Genomic DNA, 25,472 nt, shown 5'->3' with positions numbered 1-25,472 from the left:
CACCCAAGTAGCGCTAGTGCTTTGTCACCTATATGTCTCTATTTTCTGCATTACCTAGTTTCTCATCTTCTTCTGAATGCATTCCATTAGAAAGGCACCGCGACACGCTGCACATATTGGACTTCAATCGCGCCTTGGTATTCAAACATTTCAACCGAAGCACTCAAGTGTTTGGCATTAGTCCCTAGTGGGCTTTCTGTGGGAACGGGTGCTTGCGCTATCTTGATTGGCACTTTGTAGCCTAACAGGTTGTAGTTCTCATCGAACCATTGCCAACTCACATTGGCGTTAGGGCAGTTGTTGATCACCTTCGGTGGCGTGAGCACGATATGTGGTGCGCTGAGTTTACTTTCGAGTGTTAACCATCGCTTGCTGTTGTCTAAAGCGACAACAATAGGATAGTGGTTTGAATCTATCTTTAGTTGATAAACACCAGATTCGGGTTTGATAAACATTTCACTAGTCTCAATCTCTTGATACTCATTGTTAGAAGCGAGTTGTCCATCGAGAAGGATCTTACCTCTTGGGGAAACTAGAGAGATAGGTTGTGTTTGGATTTTCATGTCTTCACTGAGTTGTTCTGCAGCGACTTTGATTTGATAACCTTGCGATGACAGGCCGTAGCGTCGAATGAAGCTAACTTGAATGTGATGTTTCGTCTCAATGTCTTGTCTTAGTGAAGTTCCGCATTGAGTTTGGCTCAGTATCTCTTGTTTAACTGGCAACCAAAGCTCGCTATCAAGTGTTTGTTGATTGAGTGCGATTTGAAGCTCTTGCCACGCGACTTGAGGTTGTTCATCAAGCAGAGATTGATACGTATGTTGTAATGGCGTGTTGGTAAACCAAGCGGCGTGACACGCAAACGGCAAAGCGCAGATCAATGCGATTAACGAAGTGACTCTCATTGTGATTCCCCAGCTAAGCGGTAACCAACGCCGCGATGTGTTTCGATCTTTAGGGTTGGCAGCTTCTGGCGCAAGCGCAGTATGTGATTATCCACGGTTCGGGTACTTGGAAAGGCTTGATAACCCCAAATCTTATTGAGTAACTCATCACGATGAAACACACGACTTTGGTTCTGAACAAACAAGACCAATAACTGGAACTCTTTAGGTTTTAACGTGATCGGGCTTTCATCCAAATAAGCGATTCGTTCCGACAAGTTGATTTGGATATTTGCGTAATTTAAGTGGCTCACCCCTAACGGACGAAGTTGGGTAATGACTCGAGCAAGCAACTCCTCGTTCGAGAAAGGTTTAGTGACGTAATCTTTGGCACCTGCCATTAAGCCTTCTACGCGTTGCTGGACTTCCACTTTAGCCGTTAACACAATCACTGGTAGGGCTTTGAGCAGTAACCAATTCGGCAAATGTCGCAAGCTGTCACCGTCTTCGAGTTGTCGATCCAGTATCACTAGATCGGCTCGGAACCATTGCTTACTGGCACTCTCTGAATCCTTCGCCCAAAGGCATTGGTAACCATTGGACTCAAAGAAGCTGACGAGGCCCTGTCCAAGTAGATGGTCGTCTTCAATCAGCAGTAGGGTGTTCATAAGCTATTTCCAAAATACATCGGGTTGGGTTACGAAGAATAATGAGGCGGCCATTCGCTTGTTTCATCAAGTGTTCGACAATTGTGAGGCCAATGCCCATGTTGTCTTGTCTGTGATTGATATTCGGTGTTGATCGAGATACTAACCGTTGCAGAAAAGAAGGGAAGTGACCTTCGTCTTGCACCTCAATCCTGAGCTTATCAGCGAGTTCTACCTTGACCAAAGCCTCACCTATACCGTGCTGTTTAGCGTTCTTAATCAAGTTATCTAAGCAGATGGTTAGCCAGTAATACGGTAGGTTAAGTTCAGCATCACTTGAATCACATTGATACTCGATATTGTGCTTTTCACATACATGATCGAGCCACTCTTCTAATGAAGCGTTTTGCTTCAACAAAGGTTCTGACTGATCCGAACTTAGATACACTTTACTGTTTTCGGTGAGCTGAGAGAGCCTTTGATAGTCGGATATTAAACGCCAAACCGCATTTTGAGTTTCATCAGAAAAGTCATCGTAGCGATTTCTAAACATTTCGACGGTTAGACCTAGGCTAGTAATGGGCGTGCGAAGTTCATGAGTAAGAAGCTGTAAAACGAACTGCCTCTCTTTTCGTTGTTTTGTTCTTAGGTATAAGACTCTACCGAGTCCGGAAAGCAACGTTAACAGCAATGTAAAGATTAACGTTTTCATGATCAGATTGTCATTGCTAGGTTCGCTTAAGCAGACGTTGCTGTAACGAAAAGTGCAGGTTTCACCCGTCAAAGACACCTCTTGCTGCTCTGCAATAGGTTGCCAAATATTTAAGGGAATGGCTTTCCAGCCTTGTTCGCCACTTAACCAAAGCACATCGTCCTGTTGCCAAGCTCGGTAACCACTGAGCAGTGCTTCTCTGCCTTGAGCGGTTAGCGATTCTAGCTTGGTATATAAAGGGTGCTGAGGGTTGGTAATACTCAAAAACGGGCGTATTTGCTCGCTTACGTCGGGGTAAACTGCCAAATAACGATCAGCAAAACTGCCACCTGCAGGGTGTCGTTTGGAGTGTGCAGCAAACCAAATGGAATCCAATGCTTGTTGCTGACACAAAGCGAGCTCAAACTCGATGGCGTCATGTAATGAAGGGTTATCGCTTTCAATCGCTCGGCAGTGATCTTGTATTGACGCTAACGCTGCGATGTCGTCCCAACTGAATTGGTTGAAATCAGGATAGCGGCTACGTTCATGAAGCAGAACTTTCGGATACTGAGCCAACTCTTGTTGAGATACTAGGACTGGGGATGATTGCCAGCTCAGTTGATACAGGGTTTGCCACTTGTCTTGCAAACTTTGGGCATTAGCTAGAGTGGGGAGCCAAAAGATCAAGCAAAGAGCTAAGGTAAACCTACGCATCCAATCATTCTCGTTAAAAGTCGTGGGGCGAGTCTAAAGAGTTTTGGACGTGATTTGTAACCTGAATGTCAACAAGTGTTCCTTTAACAACAAATTGTCGAGTGGGTCATGTTTTAAAATAATAAATTGGAAATGCAGTAAGTATCATTTGGATGGATTAAACTAGATTATTGTGTACTTATTGTCATTATTGAACGAATGGAGGGGACTATACTGGGCTCATACCTAATCAGAGGAACCACCATGAAAACACTCATTAAATCAGTATTGGCACTTAGTATCTTAACAGCTGGCTCGGCTCAGGCATTCGAATTAACGAGTAATGATATTCAAGAAGGTCACCCAATGGCGAAGACGTTTGAATATTCAAGTTGGGGTTGTGACGGCGATAACTTATCACCACAATTGATGTGGAAAGACGCACCTGCAGGTACCAAAAGCTTTGCAATCACGGCTTATGATCCAGATGCTCCGACTGAAAGTGGCTTCTGGCACTGGGTCGCGTTTGATATTCCAGCAACAGTAAGCGAGCTACCTCGTGGTGTCGACATCTCTAAAGTGGGTGGCAAAGAAGGCCGCATAGATTATGGAACGGTAGGTTTCGGTGGCGCTTGTCCTCCTGAAAAAGATGGCATGCACCGCTACCAGTTCACGGTTTGGGCATTGCCAACGGATAAGCTCAACCTAGACGAAAACACGCCGTCGGCTGTGGTTGGATTCACGTTGAACAGCATGGCTTTAGACAAAGCGAAACTGACTACAACTTACACACGTTAATAGCTTTATACACGTTAATAATTGACACACGCTAATAAAGCGACCAGTTATTGATGCGATAGCTGGTCGTTGATAATAAGTAAACAAGGGGGATGAGATGAATCATCAATATCAAGTGACGATCTTTCGTGCAGAGCAGTTACAAAAGCTGCGTAATGTGAGGATTCTATCTCCTAGTATCATTCAGATCATTACAGGCAGTAAGCGCCTGTTTTGGAAAGATTCAGCGGCAGAACTCTCACATTCTGAGCTGCTGTTGTGTGAGGCATCAGCGTCATTAAGTTTTGAGAATATGCCTCACAAAGGACGTTTCTTGTCGCGAGTATTCAGCTTTCAATTCCAACCTTCTCAAGGGATGCTTGATTTAAGTGAGGAACGCTCGAATGATCTGGGGCTGCCTACAGTACAAGCGGACCGAAGCTTACAAGACTCACTCAACGCGCTGTTTTCGTTTGATACACAGAGAATGAGCAAAGAGACCCAACAGTTTTGGTTGCAGGGCTTATACCAGCAATTAGCCGAAAAAGGGGTATTGCATCGATTGTTTGCCAGTGCCAACGTTTCGTTTAGCCAAAAGCTCAGCCATTATCTTTCACATGCACCAGGTGAGAAGCATCCATTGGAGTCGGTGGCGGAGCGCTTTGCGATGAGCCGAGCCACGCTGATCCGAAAGCTCAAACTGGAAGGTATGCAATATCGTGAGGTACTGGCTGAAGTTCGCTTGAGTCATGCGCTTTATCTGATGCAAAACGGGCAGCAGAATGTGGCGATGTTGGCTCAGTCTTGCGGTTACCAATCGGAAGGGCGTTTTAGTCAGCGCTTTAAAGGGAAGTTTGGTTTGACACCTAGCGAGTATATTAAGACCGTTGCGGTTTAATAGCCGCGAATAGTCGCGGCTTCAAACTCATACTTTCATCGTTTAAACGCTGACTTTCTTGTCTCTTGCTGCTAGTGCCGCAAAAATCGTGCACGCAAAAGCAACAGATGCGATCAGCAGAATGGGAACACTCCAAGAATCGGTTTGAGCATGAAGCTTACCCACCAGCGTTGGGCCTGTTGCTGCTAAAGCATAACCAATTCCTTGCGCCATACCCGACAGCGATGCGGCTTGGCTGCTATTCGATGTTCTCAGGCCAACAAAAGAGAGCGCGATAATAAACGTAGAGCAGTTGGCTAATCCAAAGAGTCCTACCCAAAAGATCGCAAACTCAGGCAAATACAGCAGCCCAATTAATCCAATAAATACACTCGAAGTACAAAGCGTAATGAGCCATTGTTGGTTATCGCTTTTACCTAAGAACGGCAGTAACAGCAATCCCGGAACCATAGTCGAAAATTGTAGAAATCCATAAATATAGCCCGCGTCGATTTCGCTGTGGCCAAGGTCGTTCAAGATCTGTGGAAGCCAGCCTGCCAAAGAATAGAAGGTAAATGAGTTAAGCCCAAGAGCTAGTGTCACTTGCCATGCAACGCCACTCTTGATCATCTTCTTCATCGCAATCGGCTTTTCTTGATGCTTGTTATTGGTTGTTGAAGAAGAACGCTTTCTGATTTTAGGCAACCAGATCATCAAAGCTAATATTGGGAATATTAGGTTCATTAACAGTGCTAATTGCCAACCCGTGACCGTGAATAAAGTTAGATTTGAAAACGGCACCATCAAACTTGAGCCTAACGTCGAACCGATGCCCATCGTAAAAATGTACAAAGAAGTCACTGTCGCAATACGAGTAGGGAAGCTAATTTTCACTACAACGGGCAACAACACATTACCAATCGCGATACCAAGTCCAATCATCACTGTGCCGATGTATAACGTCGGAATTGCTCCAAAAGAGCGCAGTGTAATACCCGTAGTGATCAAAACTAAGCCTAAGAGCAAGCTTGGTTCTAGACCAATTCGTTGAGATATCTTGGTGACTAATGGTGAAAATAAGGCAAAAGTTAACAGTGGCAAAGCTGTTAAGAAGCCAGCAGCCGACGACGTAAGGTTGAGGCCTTCCATAACCTGAGAAAGCACAGGGGCCAAGCTCGTAAAAGGCCCTCGAAGGTTAAGTGCTAGGAATAGAATCCCTAACATGACGAAAATGCTATTACGAAGAGAGGCGCTCATAGGTTGTTCTACTGTTTGCTTATGAGAAGAAAAGCTAGCCTACAGGTCATTGAATGATTACACAAATACCGTTTAAATAGGTTTACTAATGATTGAATGTGCGCAGTACGCGCTTTACCAGAGAAGGTCACCCATGACTGAATTGAATATCGATAAACTCATCTCAAATTTCCCATTACTTCAACAATTGATTGCATTGGAAGAAGTGGTTTGGTTTAACCCAAATGTGACGACTCTGGAGCGCGGTTTACCTTATGTGGGATTGGGCGAGCAAGATATTCATGATGCGAGTTTGAGGTTACAAAGGTTTGCCCCTTATCTGGTGAAGGCATTCCCTGAAACTCATGTGACGAATGGCATCATCGAATCTGAACTTATCGATATCCCTGCAATGAAGTTAGCATTAGAAGCTCATTATCGGCAGCCAATAAAAGGGCGTTTGATGATGAAGAAAGACAGCCATTTACCGATTTCAGGTTCAATCAAAGCGCGCGGTGGTATCTATGAAGTACTAACGCATGCCGAGAAGCTTGCGATTGAAGCGGGATTACTGTGTGAGAGCGATGACTACAGCAAGTTGCTCGAACCTGAGTTTCGTAACTTCTTCCAACAATACAGCATTGCAGTAGGTTCAACGGGTAACCTAGGCATGTCGATCGGTATCATGAGTGCCAAGCTAGGTTTTACAGTGTCTGTTCATATGTCAGCAGACGCGAGAGCTTGGAAGAAAAGTAAACTGCGAGAGCACGGTGTTAACGTGGTCGAGTATCAACAAGACTATGGCGTTGCAGTAGAACAAGGACGTAAAGAAGCGGAGCAAGATCCACGCTGCTTCTTTGTAGATGATGAAAACTCGCAAACCCTGTTCCTTGGCTACTCGGTGGCAGGGCAAAGGCTCAAACAGCAATTTGAACAACAACACATTTCAGTGGATAAAGAACATCCATTGTTTGTTTACTTGCCATGTGGTGTGGGTGGCGGCCCCGGTGGTGTCGCATTTGGCTTGAAGATGGCCTTTGGTGATCATGTCCATTGTATTTTTGCTGAACCGACTCATTCACCTTGCATGTTGTTGGGTGTTCATACGGGATTGCATGATGAGATTGCGGTGCAAGATCTGGGTATCGACAACTTAACAGCTGCGGATGGTTTGGCGGTTGGACGGGCATCTGGCTTTGTGGGTCGCGCGATGGAGCGCTTGCTTGATGGTCATTACACATTAACCGATGAACGCATGTATCAATTGCTAAGTGAACTGAATCAAGCCGAGGGGATTCAATTAGAGCCTTCAGCACTTGCGGGCATGCCGGGTGTGATTCATGTTGAGCAGAATAGAGAATATCTTGATCGCCTAGAGATTGATGAGTCGACACTAGCGAATGCAACGCATCTTGTGTGGGCGACTGGCGGAGGCATGGTGCCGAAAGAAGAAATGGCCGCTTACTTGGAAAAATCGTCGGTTTAGCCCTAAAGCGTTTGTAAGTTGATCGTTTATAAACTGGGTGTTTATAAATGTAAGCTGTTAAACAGATAAGTCAGGAGAGAAGAGTGGTGTTTATAGCTTGAACACACTCTTTCTCATCTCCAATTCCCACCGTAATTCAAACAATAACTTGCGCAGATCGTTATCCGAAACGCATATTTTATAAATTAGGCTTCTTAGATGTTCTAACTATCAGTTAGGTTGAGTGGCATTCAACTTGATAGGGATTTAGCAATGCAAACGGATAAAGTGATGCAGACAAGACACATAAATACACCAGAAAAATTACTCCAGCGTTTAGATGCGATTGGGGAGTCTTTGGAAGCATCGGGTAAGGCTCATGCTTTACTGGGATTGGGCTCCGTAGGTATTGAAACGGAGCGACTTGATCAGTATTCAGATGTCGATTTTTTCGCGATAGTACAAACGGGGCATAAGCAGTCTTTCTTAGACTGCTTGCATTGGCTATCTGATATTCACCCAATCGACTACGCGGTGAGAAACACCGTCGATGGCTATAAAGTCTTATACGCTGACGGAATCTTTTGCGAATTTGCGGTGTTTGAATCCCATGAGTTAGCGCATATTCCATTTGCTGAAGGGCGCATTGTTTGGCAGCAACCTGAATTTGATACGCAGTGTTGTGTTCCACCAGTAAAAGGGGAGGCACACACTAACTCCCAAGAGTGGATCATTGGTGAGGCACTAACCAATCTTTATGTCGGCATGTCTCGTTATAACCGAGGCGAAAAGCTGTCTGGCAGTCGGTTCGTTCAATCTTACGCACTTGATCGTTTGATCGATCTTGTGGATCAAACTGAACATTCTGAGCCTGAATTCGTTGATGAATTTATGTCGGATAGAAGGCTAGAAACACGCTTTCCTAAGTTTGCTCAATTGCTACCAACCTTTACCCAAGGTTACGAGCGCACGGCTGAATCGGCACTTACCCAATTAGAATTTCTCAACACCCACTTCACGGTCAATCAAGCCATGTGTGACCGAATTACTGAACTGTGTTCCGGTAAAGATTAAGCCTATAACCTGTTAATCTTAAGACCTATTTTCCTGGTGCGCGTAAATAACAGTTGTCGCTCGTCTGTATTGTTGATAGGTTTTAACCATGAAATTTAATTCTGCTTCAACTTCAATTTTCTTTTGGTGGTGCTCTCAATAGAGCAGCACGGAATACTTACATTCTTTAGCTGCTGGACGGTAGCTAAGAATGTCATAAAAAATGTCGCCTCTTTTTATCTCCAGTAGCTTTTCTAACTTGGAGATACACCATTAATACCAACTCAAACAGCCATATCGACAGCAACGGCCATACTGGCAGCAAGAACAATACCAACAAACCTGAAATTATTCTGACTGGTGATAGAGCTACTGGGCCTTTGCATTTGGGTCATTACGTCGGTTCACTTAAACAAAGAGTCTCTTTGCAGCACATTCACGACCAAACGATATTGGTCGCTGACATGCAAGGGCTTACCGACAACGCCCATAATCCTTCGAAGGTTTCTTCCAACATTCTCAATGTAGTCGCTGACTATCTTGCGGTGGGTATCGACCCGACCAAGACCACGATTTGTTTGCAATCACAGTTGCCGGTGTTAGCTGAGCTCACCATGTTCTACAGCAATCTTGTTTCTATCGCTCGCTTGGAACGCAATCCGACGGTCAAAAGCGAGATTCAGAACAAAGAGTTTGGACGTTCAATTCCAGCAGGCTTCCTCACTTATCCAATCTCACAGGCGGCAGACATCACTGCTTTTAACGCGACTTTAGTGCCTGTTGGCGATGATCAATTACCGATGTTAGAACAAACCAATGAGGTAGTAAGGAAAGTGAATTCGCTCGCTGGCAAACCAATCTTGAATGAATGCAGACCGCTTCTCAGCAATGCATCTCGCCTACCTAGTACTGATGGTAAAAGTAAGATGTCTAAATCGATGGGCAACGCCATTAATCTTGGTGCGACAGAGAAAGAGATCAGAGCTGCAGTCAAATCCATGTATACCGACCCAAACCATCTACGAATTGAAGACCCAGGCAAGGTAGAAGGGAACATCGTGTTCACTTATCTTGATGCATTTCACAAAGACGTTAACTATGTCAGTCAGCTAAAAGAGCATTATCAAAGAGGTGGGCTAGGCGATGGACAAACTAAGAAAGTGTTGGAAGAGTGCCTGCAAGAGATGATTCGTCCTATTAGGGCACGCAGAGCTGAATTGTTAGATGACAAGGCACAGTTAATTGATATTTTACGCGAAGGCACGCAGGTATCGAGAGAAAGAACAGCAAATGTATTGTTTGATATAAAGGGCGTGTTTGGGCTGAATATACTCTGATTGCAAGGCTATTTATAGCACACAAATGCTGGTGCTTAACATTCAAATTATCAATGGTTTAAGTGTGGTTTATATGTAAATAAAGTCAATTACGTTGAATGGGAATAGTGATTAATTTATAACATCGCTTTTGTAACGGCACTTGTTACTCGTTTGCCGATTTTTTCATGCTTTTATGGCTGGGCGAGTGAATGAGGCCTTGTCTTCAAATGATGGAACTAAATGAAAACCAAATTATTACTCCCAATCTTACTTCTAGCCTCGGGCTGTTCTGACGTGGTCAGTGACGAGTACGCAACTTACGAACTGGCTCAACAAGATCGTTTGTTTGATAGAGGTTGGTTGCCCGATATCTTGCCTAGCTCAACGTCGCAGATTGAATTGAATAACGACTTAGACATCAACACCTCTGAAGGGAGTTTTCGTATATACGAGCCTCAGTTATCCGAGTTCATCGCTAAGCTGACGCGAACCCCGTCAAAGGATGAGTATCTGTTTACCGACAACGATAATACTTGGATGTTTAAGATAGCGGACGATAGCTTGGTCACTTACACGCTCAACAAAACCAAACACTAAGTCCTAAACACCGCCAACACACCCTCATCATTATTTTACTCGATACCATCTTTTGTGACTGCGGGAGTTGAATCTTGTGAGGGTGAGTTGGTGTTGTTATTTAAAAATCGATATCGATACTGAATCTCGTAACGATTTGAAGCATGAAATTTGTGCATATCATCGAAAATCAGATACCCCTTCATATTTTAGGTCTATTTGTTGAGTTGTTGGTAAGTATAAGAAATTATTGGTTTTTGAGTGCCATTCTCATTTTTAATTGCACTAGGAACTATGTTCTGAATCGATATCACATATGCAATTATGTGTATTTAATTATATGGAGTTTCTATCGTTAAGATGCGCGCTAATCCAGCGGGTGAATTTATAAAAACATAATTATAAAGGTGACGTATGCGTGGTGCACATTTACTAATGCTATTTCCGATAGCGTTTACTTCTCAAGCTGCCAATGTTGTCGACTACTCGCAAGTCGATTTATCTACAGTAATCAATCAAACAACACAGGGTTTTACCGCTGCAAGCCAACCACTTGCTTACCAAGATGCAAGTCGTGTGGATACTGGTACAACAACACTCCTCCGTAAGAAACAACTCCACTATGGGATTCCGGTTTACGGTCAATCGGTAGTGGTTGATCTTTCCCAGAAGGGCATTGCTAAAGCAGTAGATGGACAAGTGTTAACGGATATCGAAGCTGATATCGGTTCAACATTGCCAATGATCAACGCTCAGCAAGCGCTCGCTATTGCAAAATCACAATATCAAGGTGTAGCGGCAGCGACCATTCACAGTCCAAATACTGAACTTGGAATTTGGCCTGATGAACAGCAACAAGCACGTCTTATTTATAAGGTTGATTTCCTACAAACAAAAGGTATGGGACCTTCACGACCAATTACTCTTGTAGATGCAAAATCTGGCGAGCTACTTGACCAATGGGAAGGCATTGCGTTCATCGAGGCAGAAGGCCCTGGTGGAAACCAGAAGAGCGGCCGCTACTACTTCGGCCCGAACACTCAGTATGGTGGATTCCAAGTAAACTCATATTGCCAGATGGACAGCCAAAACGTTGTGACTATGAACATGAACAACCAACAAGGCTCAGGGCAAATTCATCAATTTAGCTGCAACGGGAATTACGGTAAGAACGTCAATAATTATCGCGCAGTGAACGGTGCGTATGCGCCAATGAACGACGCACACTACTTTGGTCAACGTGTGTTTGACATGTACCAAGATTGGTTGAGCACGCGTCCTATTCAGCAAAAGCTTACTATGCGTGTTCACTACGGTTCTAACTATGGAAACGCGTTTTGGGATGGCCGCCAAATGACGTTTGGTGATGGCAACCAATCTATGTACCCACTAGCTACGTGGGACGTGATTGCTCATGAGGTGAGTCACGGCTTTACTGAACAAAACTCAAACCTTGAGTATCGTGGTATGTCGGGCGGAATGAACGAGTCGTTCTCTGATGTGGCTGCTGCGGCGCTTAGTGAATATGTAAATGGCACTTTCAATTGGAAGATGGGCGAGCATGTAATGAAGCATAGTGATGCGATGCGTTATTTCATTAACCCAAGTCAAGATGGTATGTCTATCGGTCACATCAACCAGTATTACAATGGCATTGATGTTCACCATAGTTCGGGGATTTTTAATAAAGCATTCTACCACCTCGCAACGAGCAACAGTTGGGATATCAAAAAAGCGTTTAAGGCTTACGCAACCGCTAACCAACTTTACTGGACACCAAACTCGGATTTCCAACAAGGTGCCAACGGGGTGTGCAAAGCAGCTGAAAAGCTTGGTTATGAGACCTCTGCAGTGAAATCTGCGTTTAGCGAAGTGGGTATTGATGTACAACACTGTGGCTCTGGTCAGCCAAATCCGAACCCTAATCCTCCAACTCCAACACCTGGTGTCGTGGAACTAGAGATAAACGTGCCAACACCAATTGTGAGTGGTGATGATGAGCAGCAACAGTTCGTTCTAAAGAATGCACCAGGAAGTGATGCTTGGATTCAGACTTACCATGGTTACGGTAACGTTGACTTGTATGTCGCAATCGGTCGACCTGCGTCACTAAGCGACTACGATTGCTCTTCAACCAACTCAGATAACAATGAATATTGTGGTTTTGGTGGTATACAAGGTGAGGATATCTACGTGCTGGTGGACGGGGCTCAAAGCTCAATGGATGCTTACGTTGCCGTTAGCGCAGAGTTTGAATTCCCTCAGCCTGAGCCTCAACCAGAACCTGAGCCACAAGGCTTGTGCGATAACCTTCAAGAGTGGAACCCAAATTACTATTATCCAGCAGGTACGGTAATTCAATATTATGGCAACAGATTCTCAGCGTCTGCGGATAACTGGGGGGCTGATCCGTTCAACAATTATTGGTACTGGGTATTTGAAGGTTCTTGTTACTAGCTAGAACGACTTAAAGTGATTTAAGTTAACTAAAACTGATGAGAAGGGAGCGCAGTCTGTGCTCCCTTCATTCGTTCAAAGTGAGAGGTGAAGATGTATGCTGATCTTGTGTTAGCACGTCCAACATTAGAGTATGTGGCTTAGGCTTATTCGGCATTTAACATGCGACATTCAGTAACGACGAAACAAGGATGATTAAATTGGAAATCAGTCATTTGGATCACTTGGTGTTAACCGTGAAAGATTTACAAGTTACGGTCGATTTTTACCAACGGGTACTTGGAATGGAGCCTATCGAATTTGGCGAGGGCAGGTTGGCGTTGTCATTTGGGACGCAGAAGATCAATTTACACCTCAGTGGTAGCGAGTTCGAGCCAAAGGCAAGGCATGTGCAGGTCGGTAGTGCAGATCTCTGCTTTGTTACCAATATACCGATGACGGAGGTAATAGAGCATATCCAAGCGCAAGGCGTCATGATAGAAGAGGGGCCAGTACAGCGAACCGGTGCGACGGGAAACATTGTCTCTGTTTATATTCGAGATCCTGATGGCAACCTGATTGAAGTCTCGAATTATTAGTTATAGACCTACAATCGTACGCTTTTCTTTACTCTTCAAGTACATGACATTTCACTTTTACGCTGCTTGGTGCTGGATGTAGTTAACCAAATAAATTACAATCGAACGATGTTTTATTAATTCGTGCTTTATCACTATGATGAGAAACTTACTCATATTCATCGTTAGCCTATTTTTCTTAACAGCTTGTTCTTCAACGAGTAATAATCAGCTAGACGACAATACATTGAGCAACGAAGACGCTATGTCGAAAAGCGTAGAGGGACAGAGTAATCTCGAGATTTCAAAGGATACAAATGCTGAGACCAGCGTTAATTCTTCCCCTGAATCAATCGTTAATCATCAACCACTCACTAACCTTGATTCAAATAAAGACACGATAACTCACGCCAATGCAGAGCTAGAATCAGTGGAACCTTCTCAAGTAGCAGCGACAGAAACAACAGAAAGCGATGCTAAGAGTGGCGGTGAGAAAGGCATCGGAAGCTATTTTATTCGTCATAACCAACCGACTAAGACCGTGATTAAATCACTAGAGGGCGTGACAGATGCATTGAACGTCATGACGTTTGGGATATTTGCCACCGGTAATGGTTAAACCGTTAACCAAGAACGCCAACCTAATAGATAGAATGAAGCGATGAAGGCGAACCCAGTGGTTCGCCTTTTTTGATCTTCTAAATCTAGCCAGCGTTGCGCCTAATCATCGTGTTCACTTATCTGAGCGTTTGAGTCAAGCGACGGTTAACGAAAATAGGAAATTATTAGTTCTGGAAGGGACTCGCCGAATTTAACGTGTTTGACTTGTTATATGCATCAGGGGTTCTAATACTCATCCGAAAGTAAGCAATGAAATCTAATCTTACAAAGACAACTCTTATATTCATATGTGAGCATAGTAAGATGTTTGCTGTTAGGTTCGGTTTAGTTATCAATATTCTAGGGAAGAAATATGAACAACAAGAGTGTGTTTTTAAGCGTCGCGATGGTGATGTTATCTGCTCAAGCAAATGCATCTAGCGCGAACCATGAGTCTGTCTCAGATGGTGTTATCGCAGAACAAAGAGCGAAGCTTTCTGAAAACACCCAAGGGCAAGGTTTTGGCCCGCAAGCCCCACGAGATTTGGGTTCATTAGAAGGAACAAATACCAGATTGTTTTCGGATGCCCCTGATTCAACAGCGATGAACTTATGTAATATTCACTTCCATAAAAATGCTGAGCATAAAGGTGGTGAGTTTACTCAATACGCTGGCAATGGTGATGGCAAGGGCTTCCAAAGTGGTTTCAAATACACAGGTAAGTTAAGTGCTGCTGAGCTTAATCCATTCGATCAAAAGGTTTGTCCAAGTGATCATGGTTCTCTTCACTCGGGAGATACTATTGAGGTGCATTATGTGTACTCGACAGCACAAGTTGAACCGGGTGAAACACTGGGCGCTTGTTTTAACGATGCGATTACCAATCCACAATTGCGTGTTGAAACTCAAGTCTATGTATTAGTTAATGACGACAAAGCTCTCGACTTCGAAGCATTAGCGAAACACTCTAAAGTCAACGGTTTAAACCAAGCTCCAAATATTCCACAAAATACGGGCTCAGCGATTCAATACGCAGGCTCTACAACGGGCCCTGGTTACAATGAGCAAGGTTCACCGTTCCAAGTAACATGGAGCGTGAGACCGCAAGTTGCGAAAGTAAACATTGCGACGGTTGGCAGTTGGTGTGAAGGCAATGACTTCAACGAAGATCACGCGCATGGTGTGAGAAACATAGTTGTAAACCCAGAGTTGTTGTCACCAATAGCGAACTAATCTTGTTACGTTGATTTGTAATCAATATTTTTCAAAGGCGAGCCATTAGGTTTGCCTTTTTTGTGTCTTAACGAAAAACGCTTAGTTTAAGTTTAAGTTTAAGTTTCAGTTTCAGTTTTAGGCTTAGGTTTAGCGGGGAAATTACATGTGACACTTATTCTAAACATGAGTTGTGTTAAACGTGCTTAGTCAAAAACGTTCTTTACCCGAATCGAAGCTCCATGATACGTTCATGATCAATTATGTTGGGTTATAGATAAGGACAGTCCAATGTCATTAGAAGGTGCGATTACATTCTTTATTGCCATGTTTATATTTGGTATTACTCCGGGGCCTGGCGTGTTTGCCATTTTAGCTCGTGGCATGGTTAACGGTTGGCGAAAGTGCATCACTCTCTCGTTAGGGATGATATGCAGTGATCTTATCTATCTTGCGCTTGCCTGTTTTGGTCTAGCGACGATTGCTGAGAACTGGTCGTTTGCTTTTGAGGTAATTCGCTACGTTGGTGCGGCTTATTTGATTTACTTAGGCTACAAGATGTTTAAGAGCCTACCGGAAGTGCAAGGCTCAGCGGAGCTCGCTGCCAAACAAAGTCAAAAATCAGAACTCGCCAGTTTCGCACAAGGCTTTTTGATCTCAGCATCAAACCCTAAAGTGATTCTCTTTTATATTTCATTTTTGCCGACCTTCGTCGACCTGACTGTTTTGCGCTCACAAGACATCGTCTTGGTTTCTGTTTTAGCGGCTATTGCTCTGATGTCTGGATTAATGCTCATTGCAATGGGCGCGGGCAGAATGGCCAGTTTACTGAAAACGCCACGTGCACATAAAAGGTTAAATCAAAGTGCAGGTGGAATAATGATTGCTGCTGGCTCATATTTGGCGATAAATCGATAAACACGATTCTTCATGTAGAAAGGCGAACCCAATGGTTCGCCTTTTTTGTGTTATTGCACCAACTAGAAGCGAGAATATTAAGCACTATTAGGTAAACGGTTTACGCCAAGCCCTAACATTCCACAAGATGCCAGTTCTCTGGTTCAATACGCGAAATCGACTCTTTATTCAAATGTAATGATTAAGCGACGACTTTACTTATTAATCAGATTTCCAAGTGCCGGTTCCGTGTTGAATTCGCCCATATGTTAAGAAGTCGTGATTAACATATGTTTTTCGCATGATTTGGCTAAAGTTATCGGGCTTTTTACAGATAAAGGAATAGAGGCGAGCTCTAACACGAGATAAAACGTGCGAGCTTTGGTTTCGCTTTTTGAAACCTTTAGAGAACTTTTAACAAACTTGCGTCGAGACAACCTAAATGAAGAAAACAATCCTATTTGCCGTTTTTATTATGTTTGGCATTGCCGTCGCTGCGAGTATGGCGTCAACTTATTTCATTTCAAGCGAAAAAATTGATGAGATAATATTGAACAAATCTCAAGTTCAAGCTGAATTTTTGGCTGGGAATGCTGGGTATATCTTAGAGAATTCGGACAATCCAGTTCAAGATTTACAAAAGCTGGTGGGCGAGCTGAAACAACGATCTGATGTCACTTATGCCATTGTTATTGATAGCAACGTAAGTGCTATTGCTCACAGCGACAAAAATAAATTGAATAAAGTTTATGAAGATAGCTATACCGTTAAAGGCGCGACCAAAGGCGTACAACAGTTTTCAAAATGGTACGCTGATGTTCAACAAGTGTGGGTGTTTGACATCATGGCACCTATCTACGTCAACGGTGAGCTGTACGGTACTTTTGATATCGGTATCCCTATCACAGAGGTTAGCCAAGCAACGAATGGCATTATTAGCTACCAGCTTGCTTCAATGGTTTTCATTTTTGTTGTTTGTCTCGTTGTTCTATCGCTTCTTCTTAGCAAACTGATGCAGCCTCTCTTAGTATTGAAAAACACATTACACGATATTTCTGAAGGTGATGGTGATCTCTCAGTACGCTTGCCTATCAAAGGGAATGACGAAGTTGCTCAAATCTCATCGGCTTTCAATGTGTTCGTTGGCAAGGTGCACGAGATTATTACTCAAACAGTGAATACGGGTGTTGAATTAAATAGCACCGCTATTGGGCTTCGTGAGCAGTCACAGCAAGCATTGCAAAGAGGACAAGAGCAGAACGAACAAACCATGTTGGTCGTGACATCTATGAATGAAATGATCGCCACAGTTAATGAAATTGCGTCTAGCGCGGCTGGTGCTGCAAGCGCGGCAAACATGGCGGCAAGTGAAACTCAAGAAGGTCATAAGACGATCGAGAAGACCACAAATTCGATTGCAAATCTTGAAGCCGAAATGAATAGTGCTTCTAACATCATTGTTAGCCTTGCTGATAATACCCAGTCGATCGGTACTATTCTTGATGTTATTCGAGGTATCTCTGAGCAAACGAACTTGCTGGCACTTAATGCTGCAATTGAAGCTGCGCGTGCTGGTGAGGCTGGTCGAGGCTTTGCGGTTGTTGCTGACGAAGTTCGTAACCTAGCGACAAAAACCGCGCAGTCGACCGATGAAATTGACACTATGATCAACCAACTTCAAACCGAAGCTAAGAACGCTGTTAGCTCGATGAGTAATAGCAAGAACCTAATTGAAGAGGGTACGACTGAAACTGAAATGGCTCGCCAAGCTTTGGAAAAAATTTCAACGCAAGTTTTGGCTATTCTTGATATTAATACGCAAGTCGCAACGGCAACGGAGCAGCAATCAGCGGTAGCGAATGAAATTAATATGAATATGGATACGGTTAATAGCTCAGTCAAAAACGGTTTGAGCGCAAGCGAGAAGTTAGAGCAATCGAGCCAGCAGCTGGCAGAGTTGTCACAAGTTCTCGATCGTTATGTCGGCTCATTTAAAATATAGATTGCCCAACATATCTCTTTAAGAGATGTGTGAGTCTCCAGTTATTGAATAGCGCTTATGTCATACATGAGCGCTATTTTTTTGCGACATGCAGACGCAGATACTCCGATAGAGTGCAACAGAAATGAAGAATGTATCTGCAGTGTAATGTCGAGACAATTTGGCCTATTTAGAACAACGCGATCAAATAAGACAGCGACAGTAAGGCGCTAATTTTTATCCTCCCATGCGCAAGGTCTAAAAATCGACTAAACAGCAGGCTTGACGCGACACATAGGGTGTTCCGCATCTCATCACGATGTATAGTTATTGATAATTCATTCAGTAATTGTATCTGTAGTTGTCAGTTGATGTGGGTGTTATGAAGAAAAACGGATTTACTTTAATGGAATTAATCATTGTGATCGTGATACTCGGAGTATTGGCCGTTACAGCAGCCCCAAGGTTCCTCAATATTCAAGAGTCAGCAAGAGAAGCGGTACTAGAGGGGGTTGCGGGTGCGATGGAAGGGGTGATCACACAAGTAACCTCTAAGGCTATTATTGCTGGACTAGATCCATCTGCAACAAGCTCAACAGACCAAAGTAACTATGTGATCGATTTTGGTATTGGCCGAGTTGAAGTCGATTGGGGAACGCTTTGTCCAGAAAGTGAAGGTGATGAAGGTGACGAACTAAAGATGATTGACTTTCTTACGTTATCTGAAGACAACAGCTTAACGTCGGCTGTTGGGAACCGTCACACTGTTATCGGATACACTCATTCATTCAGTGACGAGGACCTCGACAGAAGTAATATTATAGACGCAAATCTTCCTCCAGGTTGTTATGTTATCTATGATTCTTTCGGTCGAGTGGATAATAGTAAATGTCCTGATGAAGGATGTGAATGTACAGTTCGTGTAGTGAATGACGAATGTTAACCCAAACACATTAACTGACTTATAGAAATTCAATAAAAAAGCGCGTTATTACGGATTGGTAGTAACGAGCTTTTTTGTATTAATTTAATGTTTTATCTTAGTTTGCTATTGCTGCATCTGCTGGTGGTAAGTCACGCTTCTTAATCACGTATCGCAAGCGAATTAACATCAGTGTCGCTGAAACGCTCAAGCCCGTTAGAATACCAATCCAAAAGCCTTCTTCACCCATTGCAGGAACAATGTGGTCTGTTAAGCCCAATACCATGCCCAGTGGTAGTGCTAAGCCCCAGTATGAAGCGATAGCTAAGATCATTGGGATCTTAGTGTCTTTATAGCCACGTAATGCACCGTTAGCAGACGTTTGCAATGCATCGCTGAATTGGTACATCGCCGTAAAGGTCAACAATACCGCTGCCGTTGCGCTAATTGCAGGGTCGGTGGTGTAAAGCCTAATGATCCACTCAGGGAACAGAAGGAACATCGCAACTGAAAGCAATGAAATCAAAGCTGCAACCAAAATACCGACTTTGCTGCGTTCAATTGCGCCTAGTTCGTCTTTCTCACCTAATGCATGTCCAACACGAATCGTAATGCCAAACGAAATACTCATTGGAATCACGTAAGTCAGGCTAGAAATGTTAAGTGCAATTTGTGCGGCTGCCACGTTCTCTGCACCAATACGACCAATCATCAGAGCGATTACCGCAAAGATACTGCCACATACCGCGATGTTCATCCCGATAGGTAAACCTAATCTTAGAAGGTGAAGCATTTCTTTAGCTTTTGGTTTTGCATCTGAAAAGTTGATGATGGTTTTGTAGTGGTGGTGACCTTTAATGTAGGAATACAGCATTCCCGACATTAACCAATACACCAAACTTGTTGCCCAACCACAACCTACAGCGCCCATTTCAGGGAAGCCGAACTTACCGTAGATAAGTACGTAGTTGACCGGAATATTCACTAACAACCCAACCACCGAAATAATCATTGGTACTTTGGTGTTGTTCATACCCTCACAGAAGCCATTCAAGGTGTAGAACAGGGCAATTCCCGGAACACCGAAGGCTAGGGCAAAGGCATAATCGCTGCCGATAGGGATGATCTCAGCGGCTACCCCAATCCATTCTAAGATCGGTTTCGCACTCACCAAGTAAGCGATAAGTAGCACACTCGCGATTAATGCCAACCAAACCATCTGGAAGAATTCAACAGAGATACTCTGGAAGTCACGTGAACCGCGGTGGTAAGCGACAACAGGCGTTAATGCCATAATCACGCCACGCAGTAACAGCAATACAGGAATCCAAAGACTGGTGCCAAGTGCAATAGCGGCGAGATCGGCAGGGCTTACTTGGCCAGCCATTGTCGTATCGACAAATCCCATTGCTTGGGTAGCTATTTGAGTCAAAATGATTGGAATCGAAAGATGCATAAGCGCACCCGATTCACGAGTAAAAGGACGAAATTTCGTTAGCATGGAAGTTCACAACACCAATATAAATACACGAATGATGGCAGGATGGCCGGTGTGCATTTTAGGATGTGCCCCGTTGGGCGGGCGACAATATAAACACCTTACCGTATAGGGTCAAGCTTTGGATTTATAGAGTTTCACTTGCTCCGAGATACGGATAGGTTCGGATGGTCAAAACACAGCTCCAACGCACGTAAGTTAATGATTTATTGGGAATCATTCGAGAAAGATAAATTCTATATTTGCCACGCTAATCACTAAGCTAACGGTATAAGTGATTGTTATGGAAAGACAAAGGCTAGTACAATTGGTGGCATAAGGAACTAGAGAGTAAGATTCTGTATTTAGATGCGGGATTTTTTCGGTCTAAGAACTATTAGGTTTTTCAATACATGTGGAGTAAGTATAAATGACTAAGGACGATGGTAGAGATTATATCGCCAAGCTTATTGGCGGGAAGCTATTGTCGATAGTTTTAGCGGTACTTTATTTTGGCGGTGCAGCTTTAAATAACAATAACCTGCTTATCAGCGATTGGGGATTAAGTTCAGTTAAGCTTTTTGTTTTACTGGTATTATTAGCCGTTTTAGTTTTTTCAGCGTTGATAGCAACATTCGGTGGTATTAATGTGGAGCGGTGGGTATTTAAGCATACTGACCCGGAACCATATAAAAAACTAACTAAATTCGATGCTATATTGGCACATTACACCAATGTAGCTACTGTCGGGCTCTTTATTATTGTTTTGACATATACAATGAAGTCATACCTTTACGACTACCCAAGGCTTGTATCCTTTATTGTTATGATTGTAGTGGCTTTCGTTTTTGCTTTATACGGCATCCTTTTCTTTAAACTAGCAAGACGTTTTGCTCGAGATGAATCGAAGGTATGGTTGTATGCAATTATTGTTGCGTTGATATTCAGCGTAGATAGTATGGCTATTCAAGTCTTTATTGCGTCAGTACCTGAGGTCAAAAGCTAACAAGTAGCTTAAGCAGACGCAATAATCTATGGCGCTTTTGGTTTGAAGTTTGTTGGGCTTGATAAGTTCAACGCAAGCGCTACTTAGCTTAGCGTTATAACACAACGATAAATTTTGTACTGAGTTGGTATTAAAAGGATAAAAAATGAATAAAAAACTAATAAAAATTGTAGTCAAGGATGGTGGCGTACAAGATCAATCTGGGGATTGGTATGCTGCAACTATTGGGCTTTCATATAATTCAAGAGGTGAAACGTATCTCAATAAAGAACAGATACAACACTTTAATATTGATGAAGAAAAGCAAGCGATTGAAATATTTTTTCCTATGGTAAGTGAAAACTTGGCATTTCGTGTCTATCTCGTATTCCCGAACCGTGGTGGAGAGTTTCAAAGAGTTAAACGCGAACTGCTGACATAGTGTTATAACAAACGACTATGGCGCCAATATAAATTTGGCGCTATCCATCTATCAGTAACTTCAAACCTAGTGCCGTATCTGCGCCCTACTGCCACAAAGCCAGTAGAAAAACAAAAAGACCAATCCCAAGCGTTACTTTTAGAAGCAAGCCAAGAGGGGCTCCACCTTTTGGCGCTTTATTGCAACATCCCATAATCAGTTCCTAATTCATCGTTGGTTTCACTCAACCTTAAACCTTTCCCTTACGGTAAGGTCAATGCTTTCTTAGTCATATAATCTGGAACCCGAAAAACAAAAAAGCGAACCAAGTGGTTCGCTTTTGTTTATCTAAAATCTACAAAAATTAGTCTTCGTAGTTATCGATGCTTGGGCAAGAGCAGATTAGGTTACGGTCGCCGTATACGTTGTCTACACGGTTAACTGTTGGCCAGTACTTCGAGTTCTTGGTTGCTTTTGATGGGAAGCAAGCCAGTTCGCGAGAGTAAGGGCGATCCCATTCTGCGCCTGAAAGGTCAACTTGTGTGTGCGGTGCGTTCACTAGAGGGTTGTTGTCTAGTGGCCATTCACCGGCTTTCACTGCTGTCATTTCGTGACGGATTGCGATCATCGCTTCACAGAAACGGTCTAGTTCTTCTAAATCTTCTGATTCAGTTGGCTCTACCATTAATGTGCCAGCTACTGGGAAAGACATCGTAGGCGCGTGGAAACCGAAGTCCATTAGACGCTTAGCAATATCTTCTTCGCTGATGCCTGTGTCTTCTTTAAGTGGACGAATATCGATAATACATTCGTGCGCTACGCGGCCGTTAGTGCCACGGTAAAGAACAGGGTAGTGAGGACGTAGTTTCTCCATCACGTAGTTCGCGTTCAGAATCGCTACTTTCGTTGCGTCTGTTAGGCCAGGTTCGCCCATCATTGCGATGTAAGCCCAAGAGATAGGTAGGATTGAAGCACTACCTAGATCTGCTGCTGATACCGCGTAGTCCGAACCTTGTACACCGTTTTCGATGTGACCTGGTAGGAAAGGTGCTAGGTGCGATTTAACACCGATAGGACCCATACCTGGACCGCCGCCACCGTGTGGGATACAGAATGTTTTGTGTAGGTTCAAGTGAGATACGTCTGAACCAATGAAGCCAGGTGAAGTTAGGCCTACTTGAGCGTTCATGTTCGCGCCGTCTAGGTAAACCTGACCGCCCGCTGCGTGTACTTGTTCACACACTTCTTTCACTTGCTCTTCGTATACGCCGTGCGTAGAAGGGTAAGTGATCATGATGCTCGATAGGTTTTCTTTGTGCTTCTCGATTTTCGCTGCTAGGTCTGTCATGTCGATGTTGCCATCTTCATCACACTTAACAACCACTACCTTCATTGAAACCATTGATGCTGTTGCAGGGTTAGTACCGTGCGCAGAGCTTGGAATCAGACAAACGTTACGGTGAGCTTCACCGCGGCTTGCGTGGTAACGTTGAATCGCGATTAGACCCGCGTATTCACCAGATGCACCAGAGTTAGGCTGTAGTGAGAAATCGTCGTAACCAGTGATTTCACATAGCTTCTCTTTAAGATCTTTTGCTAGTGCCGTGTAACCAGCCGCTTGCTCTAGAGGTGCGAATGGGTGAATAGAACCAAACTCAGGCCATGTTACTGGAATCATCTCAGCAGCAGCGTTCAGCTTCATCGTACAGCTCCCCAGAGGGATCATGCCGTGCGTTAGTGAGAAGTCTTTGTTCTCTAGCTGTTTTAGGTAACGCATCATTTGCGTTTCGCTGTGGTGCGTGTTGAATACTGGGTGAGTTAGGAACTCTGATTCACGACGGCAGTTTTCTGGAATTGCTGCAAACTCGTTTGATGCAATGTCAGAAGATAGTGCTTGAACGTCTTCTTTCACGTCGAAGATTGCGAACAGTGAGTTCACGTCGTCGATCGTTGTTGTTTCATCCAAGCTGATACCGATCTTACCTTTAAGAAGGCGAAGGTTGATGTCTGCTGCTTGCGCTTTCGCGTACAGTGCATCTGTCTTCTCTTCAGAGTTGATCGTGATGGTATCGAAGAAGCTGTTGTTCGTTAGCTCGTAACCCGATTTAGTCAGGCCAGCCGCTAGGATAGCTGTCATGTGGTGTGTACGACGAGCAATAGTACGTAGGCCTTCTGCACCGTGGTAAACCGCGTAGAAAGACGCCATGTTTGCTAGAAGTGCTTGAGCTGTACAGATGTTCGATGTCGCTTTCTCGCGGCGGATGTGTTGCTCACGAGTTTGCATTGCCATACGTAGCGCTTGGTTACCGTGAGTATCGATAGATACACCGATGACACGACCTGGCATTGTACGCTTATGCTTTTCACGAGTACCCATGAATGCAGCGTGTGGACCGCCGTAACCCATAGGAACACCGAAACGTTGCGCTGAACCGATTACTACGTCCGCGCCCATTTCGCCAGCAGGCTTAAGTAGAGCAGAAGCAAGTAGGTCAGTAGCCACTGTAACCAGTGTTTTGTTAGCTTGAGCTTTCGCAATGATGTCTGTTAGGTCACGAACTTCACCCGTTGAACTAGGGTATTGAAGAAGCGCACCAAATACGTCTTGCTCTGGAAGTGTTTCAAGAGCACCAACCATTACTTCAAAGCCGATGTACTCAGCACGAGTTTTAACAACTTCTAGTGTTTGAGGGTGAACATCGTCAGCAACGAAGAATACTTTGCTCTTGCTTTTGCCAGCACGCTTACACAGTGTCATTGCTTCGCCAGCCGCTGTCGCTTCATCAAGAAGGGATGCGTTCGCGATTTCCATACCGGTAAGGTCCATTACCATTTGTTGGTAATTGAGTAGAGCTTCAAGGCGACCTTGAGAAATCTCTGGTTGGTATGGTGTGTAAGCTGTGTACCAGCCTGGGTTCTCTAAAACGTTACGTAGAATAACGTTTGGAGTGAATGTGTTGTAGTAGCCTTGGCCAATGAAGGTACGTTTCACTTGGTTTAGGTTAGCGATCTCTTTAAGAGAGGTCAGCATGTCCATTTCGCTCAGTGGCGCAGCAAGTGTCATTGGTTTTTCAAGACGGATTTGTGCAGGAACCGTTTCGTCGATCAGTGCGTCTAAGCTAGTCGCGTTGATCGCATCAAGCATTTTCTGCTGGTCTGCTTTATTTGGGCCGTTATGACGAGCAACAAACTCGTTTTGAGTACCCAAGTCTTTTAGTAATTGGCTTTGAAGTAATTCAGTCATGATATGTTCTACTTTCTCTTTGGAGCCGTGAGCTAGCCCCTAAAATTAAGCTGCTCCAAAGAGCAGCTTTATCGTAATGAGGAACCTATTAGTCTTCTTCGATAGAGCTTAGGTATTCTTCCGCATCTTTAAGGTTGTTTAGTTCAGACGCATCAGACATCTTCACTTTAACAATCCAACCACCTTCATAAGATTCTTCGTTAATTAACTCTGGGCTATCTTCTAATTCTTCGTTGATTTCTACGATTTCGCCAGAGATTGGTGCGTAGATATCAGAAGCTGCTTTCACTGATTCAACTAGAGAGAAGCTTTCGCCAGCTTCGATTTCGTCTCCAGTGTCAGGCAGGTCAACAAACACAACGTCACCTAGCATCTCTTGAGCGTGCTCAGAAATACCGATAGTTACAGTACCGTCACCGTTGTCTTTTACCCACTCGTGGCTGTCTGCAAACTTTAGTGTATTGTCCATTGCTTATTCTCCAAAAATTTATGAGGTT

The 25,472-nt window shown here is 43.8% G+C and carries 22 protein-coding genes; 15 read left to right on the top strand and 7 right to left on the bottom strand.

Features of this window, described 5'->3' with window-relative positions; translation table 11 throughout:
- Positions 1–86 precede the first annotated feature (86 nt).
- From AC3CHU_RS23775 to AC3CHU_RS23765, 3 genes are read right to left on the bottom strand one after another with little or no spacing between them, the layout of a single operon-like run.
- Entirely contained in the window at positions 87–905 is an 819-nt protein-coding gene (locus AC3CHU_RS23775) for a DUF2861 family protein (RefSeq protein WP_488525841.1), read from the bottom strand.
- Complete coding sequence (locus tag AC3CHU_RS23770; protein WP_488525840.1) at positions 902–1,552, bottom strand: response regulator transcription factor; 651 nt, start codon at positions 1,550–1,552, stop codon at positions 902–904. The genes AC3CHU_RS23775 and AC3CHU_RS23770 overlap by 4 nt, the downstream gene beginning before the upstream one ends.
- Complete coding sequence (locus AC3CHU_RS23765) at positions 1,530–2,939, bottom strand: ATP-binding protein (protein ID WP_488525839.1); 1,410 nt, start codon at positions 2,937–2,939, stop codon at positions 1,530–1,532. Before AC3CHU_RS23765 ends, AC3CHU_RS23770 begins: the two co-directional genes overlap by 23 nt.
- A 243-nt stretch (positions 2,940–3,182) precedes the next feature.
- Here AC3CHU_RS23765 and AC3CHU_RS23760 point away from each other — a divergent pair, with 243 nt between their 5' ends.
- Together AC3CHU_RS23760 and AC3CHU_RS23755 are read left to right on the top strand one after the other, a co-directional pair.
- On the top strand, positions 3,183–3,716 hold the full coding sequence (locus tag AC3CHU_RS23760) for a YbhB/YbcL family Raf kinase inhibitor-like protein (protein ID WP_102566618.1): 534 nt from the start codon (positions 3,183–3,185) through the stop codon (positions 3,714–3,716).
- A gap of 97 nt (positions 3,717–3,813) precedes the next feature.
- Complete coding sequence (locus AC3CHU_RS23755) at positions 3,814–4,593, top strand: helix-turn-helix transcriptional regulator (RefSeq protein ID WP_488525838.1); 780 nt, start codon at positions 3,814–3,816, stop codon at positions 4,591–4,593.
- Between the two features lie 42 nt (positions 4,594–4,635).
- Here AC3CHU_RS23755 and AC3CHU_RS23750 read toward each other — a convergent pair whose 3' ends face one another.
- Positions 4,636–5,829, bottom strand: a complete 1,194-nt coding sequence (locus tag AC3CHU_RS23750) for an MFS transporter (RefSeq protein WP_488525837.1) — start codon at positions 5,827–5,829, stop codon at positions 4,636–4,638.
- Between the two features lie 133 nt (positions 5,830–5,962).
- On the opposite strand from AC3CHU_RS23750, the gene dsdA reads away from it, so the two are divergent.
- The 11 genes from dsdA to AC3CHU_RS23695 all read left to right on the top strand — a co-directional run bounded on the left by dsdA (position 5,963) and on the right by AC3CHU_RS23695 (position 18,869).
- Entirely contained in the window at positions 5,963–7,294 is a 1,332-nt protein-coding gene (gene dsdA, locus AC3CHU_RS23745) for a D-serine ammonia-lyase (protein ID WP_488525836.1), read from the top strand.
- A gap of 252 nt (positions 7,295–7,546) precedes the next feature.
- Complete coding sequence (locus AC3CHU_RS23740) at positions 7,547–8,347, top strand: hypothetical protein (protein ID WP_488525835.1); 801 nt, start codon at positions 7,547–7,549, stop codon at positions 8,345–8,347.
- A gap of 251 nt (positions 8,348–8,598) precedes the next feature.
- Complete coding sequence (gene trpS, locus AC3CHU_RS23735; RefSeq protein WP_488526334.1) at positions 8,599–9,663, top strand: tryptophan--tRNA ligase; 1,065 nt, start codon at positions 8,599–8,601, stop codon at positions 9,661–9,663.
- 222 nt (positions 9,664–9,885) lie between these two features.
- Positions 9,886–10,242, top strand: coding sequence for a YbbD-related protein (locus tag AC3CHU_RS23730; protein WP_488525834.1), 357 nt, complete (start codon positions 9,886–9,888; stop codon positions 10,240–10,242).
- Positions 10,243–10,635: 393 nt separating this feature from the next.
- Positions 10,636–12,678, top strand: a complete 2,043-nt coding sequence (locus tag AC3CHU_RS23725; protein WP_488525833.1) for a M4 family metallopeptidase — start codon at positions 10,636–10,638, stop codon at positions 12,676–12,678.
- Positions 12,679–12,878: 200 nt separating this feature from the next.
- Entirely contained in the window at positions 12,879–13,256 is a 378-nt protein-coding gene (locus tag AC3CHU_RS23720) for a VOC family protein (RefSeq protein WP_488526333.1), read from the top strand.
- A gap of 136 nt (positions 13,257–13,392) precedes the next feature.
- On the top strand, positions 13,393–13,854 hold the full coding sequence (locus tag AC3CHU_RS23715) for a hypothetical protein (RefSeq protein ID WP_488525832.1): 462 nt from the start codon (positions 13,393–13,395) through the stop codon (positions 13,852–13,854).
- A 354-nt stretch (positions 13,855–14,208) separates the two neighbouring features.
- Positions 14,209–15,069 carry a delta-class carbonic anhydrase gene (locus AC3CHU_RS23710; protein ID WP_488525831.1) on the top strand — a complete coding sequence of 287 codons (861 nt, stop codon included), beginning with the start codon at positions 14,209–14,211 and terminating at the stop codon, positions 15,067–15,069.
- 270 nt (positions 15,070–15,339) lie between these two features.
- Positions 15,340–15,966, top strand: a complete 627-nt coding sequence (locus AC3CHU_RS23705) for a LysE family translocator (protein ID WP_488525830.1) — start codon at positions 15,340–15,342, stop codon at positions 15,964–15,966.
- 454 nt (positions 15,967–16,420) lie between these two features.
- A complete protein-coding gene (locus AC3CHU_RS23700; protein WP_488526332.1) occupies positions 16,421–17,947 on the top strand; it encodes a methyl-accepting chemotaxis protein in 1,527 nt (508 codons plus the stop codon).
- A gap of 361 nt (positions 17,948–18,308) precedes the next feature.
- The gene (locus AC3CHU_RS23695; protein WP_171310558.1) at positions 18,309–18,869 is read left to right on the top strand and encodes a type II secretion system protein; all 561 of its coding nucleotides are present in this window, start codon (positions 18,309–18,311) and stop codon (positions 18,867–18,869) included.
- Positions 18,870–18,966: 97 nt separating this feature from the next.
- On the opposite strand, the gene AC3CHU_RS23690 is transcribed toward AC3CHU_RS23695, so the two are convergent.
- Complete coding sequence (locus tag AC3CHU_RS23690; protein WP_488525829.1) at positions 18,967–20,349, bottom strand: MATE family efflux transporter; 1,383 nt, start codon at positions 20,347–20,349, stop codon at positions 18,967–18,969.
- A gap of 406 nt (positions 20,350–20,755) precedes the next feature.
- Here AC3CHU_RS23690 and AC3CHU_RS23685 point away from each other — a divergent pair, with 406 nt between their 5' ends.
- Entirely contained in the window at positions 20,756–21,331 is a 576-nt protein-coding gene (locus AC3CHU_RS23685) for a hypothetical protein (protein ID WP_114635396.1), read from the top strand.
- 145 nt (positions 21,332–21,476) lie between these two features.
- Positions 21,477–21,752: a hypothetical protein gene (locus AC3CHU_RS23680; RefSeq protein WP_102555074.1), complete on the top strand. Its 276-nt coding sequence runs from the start codon at positions 21,477–21,479 to the stop codon at positions 21,750–21,752.
- A gap of 343 nt (positions 21,753–22,095) precedes the next feature.
- On the opposite strand, the gene gcvP is transcribed toward AC3CHU_RS23680, so the two are convergent.
- Both gcvP and gcvH read right to left on the bottom strand, forming a co-directional pair.
- Positions 22,096–24,975, bottom strand: a complete 2,880-nt coding sequence (gene gcvP / locus AC3CHU_RS23675) for an aminomethyl-transferring glycine dehydrogenase (protein WP_488525828.1) — start codon at positions 24,973–24,975, stop codon at positions 22,096–22,098.
- 88 nt (positions 24,976–25,063) lie between these two features.
- Positions 25,064–25,444, bottom strand: coding sequence for a glycine cleavage system protein GcvH (gene gcvH, locus AC3CHU_RS23670; RefSeq protein ID WP_004730871.1), 381 nt, complete (start codon positions 25,442–25,444; stop codon positions 25,064–25,066).
- Positions 25,445–25,472: the final 28 nt, after the last annotated feature.

It is taken from the genome of Vibrio sp. QJM3NY_39 (genome assembly GCF_057785895.1).
Note: the sequence above shows the minus strand (reverse complement) of the source record. Positions and strands in the feature narration are given on the sequence as shown.

Bases quoted from the DNA above. Each gene is read 5' to 3' on its own strand.
- AC3CHU_RS23775 (WP_488525841.1), bottom strand. From the start codon at position 905: ATGAGAGTCACTTCGTTAATCGCATTGATCTGCGCTTTGCCGTTTGCG.
- AC3CHU_RS23770 (WP_488525840.1), bottom strand. From the start codon at position 1,552: ATGAACACCCTACTGCTGATTGAAGACGACCATCTACTTGGACAGGGC.
- AC3CHU_RS23765 (WP_488525839.1), bottom strand. From the start codon at position 2,939: ATGCGTAGGTTTACCTTAGCTCTTTGCTTGATCTTTTGGCTCCCCACT.
- AC3CHU_RS23760 (WP_102566618.1), top strand. From the start codon at position 3,183: ATGAAAACACTCATTAAATCAGTATTGGCACTTAGTATCTTAACAGCT.
- AC3CHU_RS23755 (WP_488525838.1), top strand. From the start codon at position 3,814: ATGAATCATCAATATCAAGTGACGATCTTTCGTGCAGAGCAGTTACAA.
- AC3CHU_RS23750 (WP_488525837.1), bottom strand. From the start codon at position 5,829: ATGAGCGCCTCTCTTCGTAATAGCATTTTCGTCATGTTAGGGATTCTA.
- dsdA (WP_488525836.1), top strand. From the start codon at position 5,963: ATGACTGAATTGAATATCGATAAACTCATCTCAAATTTCCCATTACTT.
- AC3CHU_RS23740 (WP_488525835.1), top strand. From the start codon at position 7,547: ATGCAAACGGATAAAGTGATGCAGACAAGACACATAAATACACCAGAA.
- AC3CHU_RS23730 (WP_488525834.1), top strand. From the start codon at position 9,886: ATGAAAACCAAATTATTACTCCCAATCTTACTTCTAGCCTCGGGCTGT.
- AC3CHU_RS23725 (WP_488525833.1), top strand. From the start codon at position 10,636: ATGCGTGGTGCACATTTACTAATGCTATTTCCGATAGCGTTTACTTCT.
- AC3CHU_RS23715 (WP_488525832.1), top strand. From the start codon at position 13,393: ATGATGAGAAACTTACTCATATTCATCGTTAGCCTATTTTTCTTAACA.
- AC3CHU_RS23710 (WP_488525831.1), top strand. From the start codon at position 14,209: ATGAACAACAAGAGTGTGTTTTTAAGCGTCGCGATGGTGATGTTATCT.
- AC3CHU_RS23705 (WP_488525830.1), top strand. From the start codon at position 15,340: ATGTCATTAGAAGGTGCGATTACATTCTTTATTGCCATGTTTATATTT.
- AC3CHU_RS23700 (WP_488526332.1), top strand. From the start codon at position 16,421: ATGTTTGGCATTGCCGTCGCTGCGAGTATGGCGTCAACTTATTTCATT.
- AC3CHU_RS23695 (WP_171310558.1), top strand. From the start codon at position 18,309: ATGAAGAAAAACGGATTTACTTTAATGGAATTAATCATTGTGATCGTG.
- AC3CHU_RS23690 (WP_488525829.1), bottom strand. From the start codon at position 20,349: ATGCTAACGAAATTTCGTCCTTTTACTCGTGAATCGGGTGCGCTTATG.
- AC3CHU_RS23685 (WP_114635396.1), top strand. From the start codon at position 20,756: ATGACTAAGGACGATGGTAGAGATTATATCGCCAAGCTTATTGGCGGG.
- AC3CHU_RS23680 (WP_102555074.1), top strand. From the start codon at position 21,477: ATGAATAAAAAACTAATAAAAATTGTAGTCAAGGATGGTGGCGTACAA.
- gcvP (WP_488525828.1), bottom strand. From the start codon at position 24,975: ATGACTGAATTACTTCAAAGCCAATTACTAAAAGACTTGGGTACTCAA.
- gcvH (WP_004730871.1), bottom strand. From the start codon at position 25,444: ATGGACAATACACTAAAGTTTGCAGACAGCCACGAGTGGGTAAAAGAC.